General features: G+C 72.4%; 10 protein-coding genes and 1 pseudogene. 8 read left to right on the top strand and 3 right to left on the bottom strand.

All coding sequences use genetic code 11. From position 1 onward, the window contains the following. Window positions 1-7: 7 nt before the first annotated feature. The 3 genes and pseudogenes from ACFZ8E_RS13635 to puuE form a co-directional block, all read right to left on the bottom strand. Window positions 8-1,525 (bottom strand): DUF1800 domain-containing protein, encoded by a 1,518-nt coding sequence (locus ACFZ8E_RS13635; protein WP_405042974.1) that lies wholly within the window; start codon window positions 1,523-1,525, stop codon window positions 8-10. A gap of 70 nt (window positions 1,526-1,595) precedes the next feature. After that, window positions 1,596-3,230, bottom strand: coding sequence for a histidine ammonia-lyase (hutH, locus tag ACFZ8E_RS13630; RefSeq protein ID WP_147729044.1), 1,635 nt, complete (start codon window positions 3,228-3,230; stop codon window positions 1,596-1,598). A gap of 56 nt (window positions 3,231-3,286) precedes the next feature. After that, window positions 3,287-4,192 (bottom strand): annotated as a pseudogene (gene puuE, locus ACFZ8E_RS13625) (allantoinase PuuE); the annotation flags it as partial. A gap of 197 nt (window positions 4,193-4,389) precedes the next feature. Between puuE and ACFZ8E_RS13620 the strand changes: the two are divergent. The 8 genes from ACFZ8E_RS13620 to ACFZ8E_RS13585 all read left to right on the top strand — a co-directional run bounded on the left by ACFZ8E_RS13620 (window position 4,390) and on the right by ACFZ8E_RS13585 (window position 11,978). Further along, a complete protein-coding gene (locus ACFZ8E_RS13620) occupies window positions 4,390-4,860 on the top strand; it encodes an ureidoglycolate lyase (protein ID WP_147729046.1) in 471 nt (156 codons plus the stop codon). 170 nt (window positions 4,861-5,030) lie between these two features. Then, a complete protein-coding gene (locus ACFZ8E_RS13615; protein WP_405042973.1) occupies window positions 5,031-5,237 on the top strand; it encodes a DUF4089 domain-containing protein in 207 nt (68 codons plus the stop codon). Window positions 5,238-5,241: 4 nt separating this feature from the next. Beyond that, window positions 5,242-6,651, top strand: a complete 1,410-nt coding sequence (locus tag ACFZ8E_RS13610) for an AtzE family amidohydrolase (protein WP_243938494.1) — start codon at window positions 5,242-5,244, stop codon at window positions 6,649-6,651. Beyond that, window positions 6,651-7,031 carry an oxalurate catabolism protein HpxZ gene (gene hpxZ, locus ACFZ8E_RS13605; RefSeq protein ID WP_147727497.1) on the top strand — a complete coding sequence of 127 codons (381 nt, stop codon included), beginning with the start codon at window positions 6,651-6,653 and terminating at the stop codon, window positions 7,029-7,031. The genes ACFZ8E_RS13610 and hpxZ overlap by 1 nt, the downstream gene beginning before the upstream one ends. A gap of 144 nt (window positions 7,032-7,175) precedes the next feature. Next, entirely contained in the window at window positions 7,176-8,807 is a 1,632-nt protein-coding gene (locus tag ACFZ8E_RS13600; protein WP_405042972.1) for an ABC transporter substrate-binding protein, read from the top strand. An 80-nt stretch (window positions 8,808-8,887) separates the two neighbouring features. Further along, the gene (locus tag ACFZ8E_RS13595; RefSeq protein WP_147727495.1) at window positions 8,888-9,841 is read left to right on the top strand and encodes an ABC transporter permease; all 954 of its coding nucleotides are present in this window, start codon (window positions 8,888-8,890) and stop codon (window positions 9,839-9,841) included. Between the two features lie 21 nt (window positions 9,842-9,862). Then, window positions 9,863-10,792: an ABC transporter permease gene (locus ACFZ8E_RS13590; RefSeq protein WP_405042971.1), complete on the top strand. Its 930-nt coding sequence runs from the start codon at window positions 9,863-9,865 to the stop codon at window positions 10,790-10,792. A 115-nt stretch (window positions 10,793-10,907) separates the two neighbouring features. Continuing rightward, window positions 10,908-11,978 (top strand): ABC transporter ATP-binding protein, encoded by a 1,071-nt coding sequence (locus ACFZ8E_RS13585; protein WP_147727493.1) that lies wholly within the window; start codon window positions 10,908-10,910, stop codon window positions 11,976-11,978. Window positions 11,979-11,992 lie beyond the last annotated feature (14 nt).

Below are 11,992 nucleotides of genomic sequence, written 5' to 3'. Positions count from 1 at the left end.
GCGGCCTTCAGCGCATGAATTCGGGGGCGGACAGGAACAGGGTGTTCCAGTCCTGCGGGGAGACGGCGCGGGCCAGGGCGTCCCGGGTCGGGGCGCTCAGGGTGGCCGAGAGCGTCGAGAAGTAGAGCCCGTTCTGCAGCAGCGGGAAGGCCGGCTCGTCGGCCATGTCGGGGGCGGGCTTGAACAGGCCGGCGGAGCCCGACCCGATCTGCCGGGCGATCTCGAAGCGCGTCGTCATCTGTCCCGGCCCGTTCCAGGCGGCGGCGCCGAGCGGGTAGCCGTCCGGCGTCGAGCGGTTGAACAGGCCCTCGCCGAGGCGGTTGAGCCAGCCCTGGATCGGCGCGGCGTTGCGGATCGTCCGCCCGTCGTAGGCGAGGCGCACGGCCGAGAGCACGTAGCGGGCCGGGTCCTTGAACCCGCCCCCGAGGGAGGCCGCGAAGTCGGGCGCGTGGAACAGCGCGTCGAGCACGGCCGCGACGTCGCCGTCGCTCCGGGTGAAGACCTGCGCCAGCCGCGCCACCAGGGCGTCCGAGGGCGGGGCGCCCAGGAAGTAGCGCGCGAGCGCGGCCGACACGGTTCGCGCGGTGGCCGGCTCGCGGGCGATCAGGTCGAGCGCCTCGACGATCTCGGGCCAGCCGCGGCCGCGGATCGCGTGGCCGAGGAAGACCTTGTCGCCGTAATCGTGGCGGTTCGGGTTGAATTCGAACAGGCCGGCGCGGACGAGGTCGGCCTGGCGCTCCGGCTTCAGCTTCGGGTCCTCGGGGCGGGCGTCGATGCCGACGCCGGTGAGGATGCGGGCCAGCGCCTCGACGTCGCCCTGCGTGTAGCCGGAGCCGACCCCGAGGGTGTGCAGCTCCATCAGCTCGCGGGCGTAGTTCTCGTTGAGGTGGCCGGCGGCGTTGTCGGCATTGTCGAGATAGCGCAGCATCGCCGGGTGCCGCAGCGTCGCCTCCAGCAGGTCGCGGAAGCGGCCGAGCGCGTGCGGGCGGATCGCCGCGTCGACGTAGTCGCCGACCATCGCGCGCAGGTTCGCCTTGCCCTGGTGGACGTTGAAGCGGTTGAGCCAGAACCAGGTCAGCCGCTCGCGCACCTGGTCCGGGCTGTCGAGCGCCCGCAGGATCGTCGCCGCGGCGGCGTCCCGGGCGGCGGCCAAGAGCGCCCCCTGGTAGGCCTGCTGCGCGGCCTTCTTCGCATCCGGGTCGGGCTCGGCGCTGGCCGCCCGCGCCTGCGCGTCGAGGGCGGAGATCCGCTCGAGCAGCGTGCCCTTCGGCGTCAGCGCGTCGACCTGCGCCTGGGCGGCCTCCGGCAGGGCTGGGCCTGCCGGCGGATGGAGCTGCTCCCGGAGCCAGCGCTCGCGGCCCTTGGCGCGGAGCTCCGCGTGGCTGGCCGGCGAGACGCCCCAGGTCACGGCGTCGAGGAAGGCGGCGTCGGCCTCGGGCGTGGTCGCGGCCCGGGCCGCGGCGCCCGCGAAGGCGAGGCCCGTGGCGAGCGTCAGGCAGGACAAGCGGAGCGCGGGCCGCATCATCGGATCCCCCCTCGTGCCCGCACGATCCAGCCACCGGATTGTGGCGCCGGTGCGGTAAGGGGCGCCGCGCCTATTCCAGCGGGCCGATCGCGGCCTCCACCGCCGCGACCACCGCCCCCGAGCGCACCAGCGCGAGCGCGGCCTCCATCTCGGCCTGGTACCAGCGGTCGCCCGACAGCGCCGGGGCGATGACCTTGCGCACCGCGTCGAGGGCGGCCTGCGTGCCGGAGCCGAGGGGATGGTCCCGAGCGACGTCGGCGACCAGCGAGAGCGCCTGGCACGCCATCAGGATCTCGCCGGCGACGATGGTCTCGACGTTGGCGACGACGGTGCGGGCCTTGCGCGCGCACCAGGTCGAGTTCGAGACGTGGTCCTCGGCGTTCGACTTGCCGGGGATCGAGTCGACCGAGCCAGGCATCGACAGGGTCCGGTTCTCCATCACCAGGGCCGACATCGTGCACTGCACGGTGGCGAAGCCGGTGTTGAGGCCCTTCTTGCCGGCGAGCAGGTTGCGCGGCAGGCCGTAGCTCATGGTCGGGTCGATGAGGCGCGCGAGCCGCCGCTCCGAGATCGAGCCGAGGTCGGTGGCGGTGATGGCGAGCAGGTCCATCGCCTGCGCGACGTAGGCGCCGTGGAAGTGCCCGGCCGAGATGCAGGTGTAGTGGTCGGCCCCGTCGGCGAAGATCAGCGGGTTGTCGGTGGCCGCGTTGATCTCGGTGCCCATGATGCCGTCGACGTAGGCCAGCGCCTCGCGCACCGGCCCGTGCACCTGCGGCGCGCAGCGCAGCGAGTACACGTCCTGCACCCGCGGCGGCGGGGCCTGGCCGGGCGCGCGGGCCTCGTCGGGGAACACCGTGACGCGGGCGCCCTCCGTGCAGCGCTCGGAATCGCCGATCATCCGCAGGACGTTGCGGGCCGAGGCCGCCTGGCCCTTGTGCGGGCGGGCGGCGTGGACGCGGGGATCGAAGGCGGCCTTCTCCGCACGCAGGGCCTCGAGCGTCAGGGCGAGGGCGATCTCGGCGGCCTTGAGGACCCGCTTCATGTCCTCCAGCGCCAGCACGCCGACGGCGAGCGACACGGTGGAGCCGTTGATCAGCGCCGAGGCGTCCTTGGCCTCCAGCGGAAACGCCTCGGGCAGGCCCGCCGCCTTCAGCGCCGCGCGGGCCGGCAGGCGGCGTCCCTCGTAGAACGCCTCGGCCTCCTCGAACCCGCAGATCGCGCCGGCCAGGTGCGCCAGCGGCGCGAGGTCGCCCGACGCCCCGACCGAGCCCTTCGACGGGATCACCGGCACGATCCCGGCGTTCAGGCAGGCGAGCAGGCGGTCGACGACCGCGACGCGCGGCCCGGAGAAGTTCGACGCGAAGGCGTTGGCGCGCAGCAGCATGGTGGCGCGCACCGCCTCCGCGTCGAACGGCTCGCCCATCCCGGTGGCGTGGGCGTAGACGGTCAGCCGCTGGTAGGCCTGCATCTCGTCCATGCGCACGCGCTGGTCCTTGAACAGGCCGACGCCGGTGTTGAACGAGTACATCAGCGGCGCGTCGTCGGTCATGAAATGCGCGTCGATGTAGTCCCGCGCGCCGACGAGGCTCCTGCGCGCGCCCTCGTCGAGCACCGCCTCGGCGCGGAGGCCCGCCGCGTCCGGCCGGGCGACGGCGAGCACGTCCGCGGCGGTGAGGGTGCGGCCGTCGATGGTGGTCGTCGTCATGGGCTGTCTCTCGAAAGGGGCTTTCCCGGAGCGGAGCACGAATCAGGCCGTCACGGCGCCGGGTGGCGGGCGATCCAGTGCCGGGCGATGTCGACGCGGCGGGCGAGCCAGACCCGGTCGTGCGCGGCGACGTGGTCGAGGAAGCGGGCCAGCGCCGCCATCCGTCCCGGGCGGCCGACGAGGCGGCAATGCAGGCCGACCGACATCATCTTGGGCGCCGTCGCGCCCTCGGCGTAGAGCACGTCGAAGCTGTCGCGCAGGTAGGCGAAGAACTGGTCGCCGGAATTGAAGCCCTGGGGGCTCGCGAAGCGCATGTCGTTGGCGTCGAGGGTGTAGGGCACCACGAGGCCGGTGCGCCCCGCGCCCGTCAGCCAGTAGGGCAGGTCGTCGGCGTAGGAATCCGACAGGTAGGTGAAGCCGCGCTCCAGGCCGAGCTCCAGCGTGTGGATCGAGGAGCGGCCGGTGTACCAGCCCTCGGGCGCCGAGCCCGTCACCGCCGCATGGATGCGGATCGCCTCGTCCATCGCGGCGGCCTCCTCCGCCCGGGAGGCGTCGCGCATGTCGATCCACTTGAGGCCGTGGCTGGCGATCTCCCACGCGGCCTCGCGCATCGCCGCGACGGCCTCCGGGTTGCGCATCAGCGCGTGCGCCACGCCGAACACGGTGACGGGAATCCCGCGGGCGGTGAACAGCCGCCACAGCCGCCAGAACCCGGCGCGCGCGCCGTACTCGTAGAGCGATTCCATGTTCATGTGGCGCTGCCCCGGCCAGGGCTGCGCGCCGACGATCTCGGACAGGAACGCCTCGGACGCGGGGTCGCCGTGCAGGATGCAGTTCTCGGCGCCCTCCTCGTAGTTCAGCACGATCTGCACCGCGATGCGGGCGCCGTCCGGCCAGTCGGCGGCCGGCGGGTTGCGGCCGTAGCCGACGAGGTCGCGGGGATAGGGGCGGGGATCGGTCAACGGGTCTGCTCGGGCGGTCTGAAGGCTCGGGGACGCAACGACGCAGCCGCCTCCGCCGTCAACCCCGCCGCGGCCCTCGGCCCCGCAAACCCGCCCTCGGCCATACGCAAGCCGGCCCGAATCCCGCTTGACCGCCGAGGCGAGCGGCGGAAGCTCGGCCCCGTGCCGCGAAGCCGGGCACGAAGCCAGGACGGACGATGCGCACGATCCCGATCGAACCGATGGACGAGGTTGCCTTGCGGCCCTTCGCCGACCTGCTCGCCGCGCCCGCGGCGGGGCCGCGGCAGGACCATGCGAGCCCGATCGAGAACCGGCGCGCGGGCGTCTCCGCCAACCTCGCCCTGATCCGCAGCGAGCCGTTCGCCGGCCTGATGCCGCTGACCCGCCTGGAGCGGCATCCGCATTCAAGCCAGGCCTTCCTGCCGCTCGCGGTGGATTCCTACCTCGTCGTGGTGGCGCCCGACCGCGACGGGCGGCCCGACGAGGCCGCGATCCGCGCCTTCCGGGTGCCGGGGCAGGCCGGCATCAACTACCGCGCCGGCGCCTGGCACGCGCACCTGATGACGGTCTCGGCGCCCGGCACCTTCGCGATGCTCGTGCACGAGGACGGCACGCCGGAGGATTGCGTCTTCGCCGCGATCGCGCCGGTGACGCTCGGCGCCGGTTGACCGGCCCTGCGTCCACGATGGGCGTGGCAGCCGCCGATTGCCTATCTCGTAGGCAGACGCGATTGACCGGATTATGCCTATTCGACGAGCAATTCAGGCGTCCGGCCCAGCGGGGCGGCTTGGCGCGGCCCTTGCCCGCTCGAGGTCCGATCGTTCGATGAGGATGCCCGATGACGACCCGCGATGCACCGCCGCCGGATCTCGACGCCTTCGCCGCCGCCGCGGCCCCGCTGCTCGGGCTGCTCGGGCTGCGCCTCGATCCCGCCTGGGTCGCGCCGGTGATCGCCAACCTCCGGGTCCTGGCCGCCGCGGCGGACCTCGTCGGCGGCTTCCCGCTGCCCGACGAGGCCGAGGCGGCCCCGGTCTTCGAGGCCTGAGGCGATGGTGGAGCAGAGCACCGACTGGAGCCGCGCCGACGCCGCTTCGATCGCCGCCGGCGTCGCGGAGGGGCGCGTCCGGGCCCGCAGCGTGATCGAGGCGACGCTGGCGCGGATCGGCCGGGTCGACCCGGCGGTCAACGCCTTCACCGACGTGACGGCCGCGCGCGCCCTGGCCGCCGCCGACGCCGTGGATGCGCGGCGGGCCGCCGGCGCGGCGTCGGGGCCGCTCGCCGGCGTGCCCTTCGCGGTGAAGAACCTGATCGACTGCGCCGGCCTGCCGACGCGGGCGGGATCGACGATCAACCGCGAGCGGGCGCCGGCCGCGCGCGACGGCGCCCTGGTGCGCCGGCTGGAGGCGGCCGGCGCGGTCCTCGTCGGCGCGCTCAACATGGGCGAGTACGCCTACGACTTCACCGGCGAGAACGTGCACGACGGCGACAGCCGCAACCCGCACGGGGCCGGCCACATGACCGGCGGCTCGTCGGGCGGCTCGGGCGCGGCGATCGCCGCCGGCCTGGTGCCGCTGACGCTCGGCTCCGACACCAACGGCTCGATCCGGGTGCCCTCGGCCTTCTGCGGCTGCTTCGGGCTCAAGCCCACCTACGGCCGCCTGACCCGGGCCGGCAGCTTCCCCTTCGTGAACAGCCTCGACCATCTCGGGCCGATGGCGCGCAGCGTGACCGACCTGGCCCTCGCCTACGACGCGATGCAGGGTCCCGACCCGGACGACGCTGCGGCGACCGCGCGGGCCGCGGAGCCCGTCCTGCCGGGGCTGGATTCCGGCCTCGGCGACCTCCGCATCGCCGTGGCCGGCGGCTACTTCGCCCGCGGCGGCGACCCGGAGGCGTTCGCCGCGGTCCAGGTGGCGGCGCGGGCGCTCGCCGCGACGCGGGTCGTCGAGATCCCGGAAGCCGCCCGCGCCCGGGCGGCGGCCTACCTGATCACCGCGGCCGAGGGCGCCGCGCTCCACCTCGACCGTCTCCGGACCCGGCCGGAGGACTTCGATCCGGCGGTGCGCGACCGCCTCATCGCCGGCGCGATGCTGCCGGCGCCCTTCGTCGAGCGGGCGCAGCGCTTCCGGCGCTGGTACCGCGGCGCGGTGGCCGACCTGTTCGCGGACGTCGACGTGATCCTGGCACCGTCCACCCCCTGCCGGGCACCGCCGCGCGGCCAGACGCACTTCACCCTCGACGGCGTCTCCCTGCCGGTGCGGGCCAATATCGGCGTGTTCACCCAGCCGATCTCGTTCATCGGCCTTCCGGTGGCGGCGGTGCCGGTCTGGCTCGACGGCGGGCTGCCCCTCGGCGTGCAGGTCATCGCCGCGCCCTGGCGCGAGGACGTGGCGCTGCGCGTGGCGCGGGTGCTGGAACGGCTCGGCATCGTCCGCGCCCCGATCGCGGAGCTGACGTGATGGTGGTCGACGATTTCGCGGTGAAGGCCGAGGTCGAGGCGGCGTTCCGCGCCTACGAGACCGCGCTGACGGAGAACGACGTGCCGGTGCTCGAGGCCTTGTTCCGCGACGATCCCCGCACCATCCGCTACGGCGGGGGCGAGAACCTCTACGGCATGGACGCGATCCGCGCCTTCCGCCGGGCGCGCTCGCCCGTCGGCCTGGAACGGACCCTGTCCGAGACGGTGATCACCACCTACGGGCGGGATTTCGCCACCGCGATGACCCTGTTCTTCCGCGAGAGCGCGCCGGGTCGGATCGGGCGCCAGAGCCAGACCTGGGTGCGGTTTCCCGAAGGCTGGCGGGTGGTCGCCGCGCATGTGAGCCTGATCGACGGGTAGGCCCCCCCGCCGATCCGCGCCTCCGGTGCGATTGAATAAAGAATGACACCCCAGCGCCGGTCTGGCCGCGCGCTTGCATGGAGCCGGGCGTCCTCTCGGGCGCCCCGTCGCGGGGGCCCGCCTCACGGAGCAGACCCGCCCGACATGCCGTTTCGCTCGATGAAGACCTTCACCGCCCGTGCGGCGTTCGCCGGCGCCCTCGCGCTGTCGGCCCAGGCGCCCTCCGCCGCGATGGCGCAGGGCACGCTCCGGATCGGCATGACCGCCTCCGACATCCCGCTGACCACCGGCCAGGCCGACAACGGCGGCGAGGGCATGCGCTTCATGGGCTACACGGTCTACGACGGGCTCATCAACTGGGACCTGTCCTCGGCGACCAAGCCCTCCGACCTCGTGCCGGGGCTGGCCGAGAGCTGGGCGGTGGACGCCGCCGACAAGACCAAGTGGACGTTCAAGCTGCGCCCCGGCGTGACGTTCCACGACGGTTCCGACTTCACCGCCGACGCCGTGGTGTGGAACCTCGACAAGCTGCTGAAGAACGACAGCCCGCAATACGATCCGCGCCAGTCGGCTCAAGGCCGCACCCGCATCCCGGCGGTGGCGAGCTATCGCGTGGTCGACCCGCTGACCGTGGAGATCGTCACCAAGGCGCCGGACGCGACGCTGCCCTACCAGATCGCCTGGGTGATGATGTCCTCGCCCGCCCAGTGGGAGAAGCTCGGGCGGAGCTGGGACGCCTTCGCCAAGACCCCGTCCGGCACCGGCCCGTGGAAGCTGACCCTGTTCGCGCCGCGCGAGCGCGCCGAGATGGTCCCCTTCAAGGCGTACTGGGACAAGGCCCGCGTGCCCAAGCTCGACAAGCTCGTGCTGGTGCCGCTGCCCGAGGCCAACGCCCGCGTCGCGGCGCTCCGCTCCGGCCAGGTCGACTGGATCGAGGCGCCCGCGCCCGACGCCGTCGCCTCGCTGAAGGGCGCCGGCTTCACCATCGTCACCAACACCTATCCCCACAACTGGACCTGGCACCTATCGCGGGTCGAGGGCTCGCCCTGGAACGACGTGCGCGTGCGCAAGGCCGCCAACCTCGCCATCGACCGCGAAGGCCTGAAGGAGCTGCTCGGCGGCCTCGCGGTGCCGGCCACCGGCTTCTTCCCGCCCGGCCACCAGTGGTTCGGCCACCCGACCTTCAAGGTGACCTACGATCCGGCCGCGGCCAAGAAGCTGCTCGCGGAAGCCGGCTACGGGCCGAACAAGCCCCTGAAGACCAAGATCGCGATCTCGGCCTCCGGCTCCGGCCAGATGCAGCCGCTGCCGATGAACGAGTTCGTGCAGCAGAACCTCGCCGAGGTCGGCATCCAGGTCGACTACGAGGTGGTCGAGTGGAACACGCTGATCAACATCTGGCGCGCCGGCGCCAAGGCCGACATCTCGCGCGGCGTGACGGGCATCAACTACTCGTACTTCATCCAGGACCCGTTCACCGGCTTCATCCGGCATCTCCAGAGCAACTTCGCGCCGCCGAACGGCACCAACTGGGGCTACTATTCCGACCCGGCGATGGACAAGCTGTTCGACCAGGTCCGCAACACCTTCGACAAGGCCGAGCAGACGGCGGTGCTGGAGAAGGTCCATGAGAAGTTCGTCGACGACGCGCTGTTCATCATGATCACGCACGACGTGAACCCGCGGGCGATGAGCCCGAAGGTGAAGGGCTTCATCCAGGCGCAGAACTGGTTCCAGGACTTCTCGAACATCACCATCGCGACCGCGGGGCGCTGACGCGATCCCTCCCCCCGTCGCGGGGGAGGGGCCGGCCCACGCCCGCCCCCCGGTCATCGGAACAAGGACACCCGGATCCGATGCTGCTCTACATCCTCAAGCGCCTCGTCGCCGTGACGCCCGTGGCGTTCGGGGTCAGCCTGGTCTGCTTCCTGCTGGTCCACCTCGCGCCGGGCGATCCCCTGAGCGCGATCCTACCGGCGGACGCGACGCAGGCGACCATCGACGAGATGCGCGCCGCCTACGGCTTCGACAAGCCGCTGCCGGTGCAGTACGCGATCTGGCTCTGGCACGTGCTGCACGGCGACCTCGGCGTCTCGATCGCCACCGGCCGGCCGGTGCTCGGCGAGGTCTCGCGCGCGGTGGTCAACAGCCTGATCCTCGCCTCGGTCGCGACGCTGATCGGCTTCACCTTCGGCACCCTGTTCGGGTTCGTCGCCGGCTATCACCGCAACTCGATCCTCGACCGGGTCGCCTCCGCGATCTCGGTCTTCGGCGTCTCGGTGCCGCATTACTGGCTCGGCATGGTGATGGTGATCGTGTTCTCGGCCAACCTCGGCTGGCTGCCGCCGACCGGCGCCGGGCCCGACGGCTCCGGCAACTGGCGGCCCGATCTCGAGCATCTGCGCTTCATCATCCTGCCCGCCGTCACGATGTCGGTGATCCCGATGGGCATCATCGCCCGCACCGTGCGGGCGCTGGTGGCCGACATCCTCGCCCAGGACTTCGTCGAGGCCTTGCGCGCCAAGGGCCTCGACGAGGTCGGCGTGTTCAAGCACGTGGTCCGCAACGCCGCGCCGACGGCGCTCGCGATCATGGGCCTGCAGCTCGGCTACCTGCTCGGCGGCTCGATCCTGATCGAGACGGTGTTCGCCTGGCCCGGCACCGGCTTCCTCCTGAACGCCGCGATCTTCCAGCGCGACCTGCCCTTGCTCCAGGGCTCGATCCTGGTGCTGGCGATGTTCTTCGTCGCCCTCAACCTCCTCGTGGACGTGATGCAGACCGCACTCGATCCGCGCATCGAGCGGGCCTGAGCCCGAGGAAAGCATGACGTCATGACCGCACCCGTCACCGCCGCCACCATGGCCCTCGACGGCGGCATCGCCCCCGCGGCGTCCGAGGTCGAGCCCGACGGCTTCGTCGCCTCCCGCGGCTACTGGGGCCATGTCGGCCACCGCCTCGTGCGCGACCCCGTGGCGATCGCCGCCGGATTGGTGATCCTCGCCATCGTCGTCGTCGCGATCCTGTCGCCGTGGATCACGCCGATGGACCCGTATCGCGGCTCGATGCTGCGCCGCCTGAAGCCGGTCGGCGACGCGACCTACTGGCTCGGCTCGGACGAGCTCGGCCGCGACATGCTGAGCCGCCTGATGGTCGGCGCGCGACTGTCGCTGTTCATGGGCGTGACGCCGGTGCTGATCGCCTTCGTGATCGGGTCGTCGATCGGCATCGTCGCCGGCTACGTCGGCGGCTGGACCAACACGATCCTGATGCGCACCATCGACGTGTTCTTCGCCTTCCCCTCGGTGCTGCTCGCCATCGCGCTCTCGGGCGCGCTCGGCGCCGGCATCTTCAACGCCATCGTCTCGCTCACCTGCGTGTTCGTGCCCCAGATCGCGCGGATCTCCGAGAGCGTCACCACCGGCATCCGCGCGCGCGACTACATCGACGCGGCCCGCCTCTCGGGCGCCTCGGCGCTGACGATCATGCGGGTGCAGGTGCTGGGCAACGTGGTCGGGCCGATCTTCGTCTACTCCACCGGCCTGATCTCGGTCTCGATGATCCTGGCCTCGGGCCTGTCCTTCCTCGGCCTCGGCGTGCGGCCGCCGGAGCCCGAATGGGGCCTGATGCTCAACACGCTGCGCACCGCGATCTACGTCAACCCGACGGTGGCGGCGCTGCCGGGGCTGGCAATCTTCATCGTCTCGATCTCGTTCAACCTGTTCTCGGACGGCCTGCGCAGCGCCATGGAGATCCGCCAGTGATCCCCACGGCTCGGCACCGCCCCCCTCTCATCCGCCCGACGTCGGCGAGCGCGCCCGCGCGTCGCCGCCCCCGCGGCGGATCGCCGTCGCGGCATCAGCGCCCAGGGCAACACTCATGAGCGTCATCGTCCAGCCCGCCGACCTCGCGACCGCTTCGCTACGCGACCGCGGCGGCCCGGCCCAGCCGCTCCTGTCGGTCTCCGGCCTCGTCAAGCACTTCCCGGTGCGCAAGGGCGTCGGCGGCAAGAAGTCGGTCGTGCGCGCCGTCGACGGCGTCGACTTCTCGGCGCTCAAGGGCGAGACCCTCGGGATCGTCGGCGAATCCGGCTGCGGCAAGTCGACGACGGCCAAGCTCCTGATGGGCCTGATCGAGCGCGACCAGGGCGAGATGCTGTTCGACGGCGAGGCGGTGGGCAGCCGCGCGATGCCGTGGCGGACCTATCGCCGCCAGGTGCAGATGGTGTTCCAGGACAGCTACGCCTCGCTCAACCCGCGGATGACGGTGGAGGCCTCGATCGCCTTCGGGCCGACGGTCAACGGGGTCGGCAGCCGCGAGGCGATCGAGCGTGCCCGCGGATTGCTGGCCCGCGTCGGCCTGGAGCCGAAGCGCTTCGCCGGCCGCTACCCGCACGAGCTGTCCGGCGGCCAGCGCCAACGGGTCAACATCGCCCGCGCCCTCGCGCTGGAGCCGCGGCTGATCCTCCTCGACGAGGCGGTCTCGGCCCTCGACAAGTCGGTGGAGGCGCAGGTGCTCAACCTGCTCCTCGACCTCAAGGCGGAGTTCGGGCTGACCTACCTGTTCATCAGCCACGACCTCAACGTGGTGCGCTTCATCTGCGACCGGGTGATGGTGATGTATCTCGGCCGCGTCGCCGAGCTCGGCCCCTCGGACACGGTGCTGGCCGAGCCCGCCCACCCCTACACCCAGGCGCTGCTCGCCTCGATGCCGTCGCTCGATCCCGACAACCGCACCGAGGCCGCCCTGCTCACCGGCGATCCGCCGAACCCGATCGACCCGCCGGACGGCTGCCGCTTCCATCCGCGCTGCCGGCTCGCCGAGCCGGTCTGCTCCGGCGTGACGCCGCCGCTCGCCCCGATCGCGCCGCTGCATCAGGCCGCCTGCCTCGCGCGCCAGCCGGGCTCGGGCCATTCCCTTGCTCCCGCTGCCGAGCAGGTGGCGGCATGAGCGCGAAGATGAGC

Source organism: Methylobacterium sp. HMF5984 (genome assembly GCF_045033435.1).
Lineage (GTDB): Bacteria > Pseudomonadota > Alphaproteobacteria > Rhizobiales > Beijerinckiaceae > Methylobacterium.
Note: the sequence above shows the minus strand (reverse complement) of the source record. Positions and strands in the feature narration are given on the sequence as shown.

Coding starts and splice junctions, on each gene's coding strand:
- ACFZ8E_RS13635 (WP_405042974.1), bottom strand. CDS start 1,525: ATGATGCGGCCCGCGCTCCGCTTGTCCTGCCTGACGCTCGCCACGGGC.
- hutH (WP_147729044.1), bottom strand. CDS start 3,230: ATGACGACGACCACCATCGACGGCCGCACCCTCACCGCCGCGGACGTG.
- ACFZ8E_RS13620 (WP_147729046.1), top strand. CDS start 4,390: ATGCGCACGATCCCGATCGAACCGATGGACGAGGTTGCCTTGCGGCCC.
- ACFZ8E_RS13615 (WP_405042973.1), top strand. CDS start 5,031: ATGACGACCCGCGATGCACCGCCGCCGGATCTCGACGCCTTCGCCGCC.
- ACFZ8E_RS13610 (WP_243938494.1), top strand. CDS start 5,242: ATGGTGGAGCAGAGCACCGACTGGAGCCGCGCCGACGCCGCTTCGATC.
- hpxZ (WP_147727497.1), top strand. CDS start 6,651: ATGGTGGTCGACGATTTCGCGGTGAAGGCCGAGGTCGAGGCGGCGTTC.
- ACFZ8E_RS13600 (WP_405042972.1), top strand. CDS start 7,176: ATGCCGTTTCGCTCGATGAAGACCTTCACCGCCCGTGCGGCGTTCGCC.
- ACFZ8E_RS13595 (WP_147727495.1), top strand. CDS start 8,888: ATGCTGCTCTACATCCTCAAGCGCCTCGTCGCCGTGACGCCCGTGGCG.
- ACFZ8E_RS13590 (WP_405042971.1), top strand. CDS start 9,863: ATGACCGCACCCGTCACCGCCGCCACCATGGCCCTCGACGGCGGCATC.
- ACFZ8E_RS13585 (WP_147727493.1), top strand. CDS start 10,908: ATGAGCGTCATCGTCCAGCCCGCCGACCTCGCGACCGCTTCGCTACGC.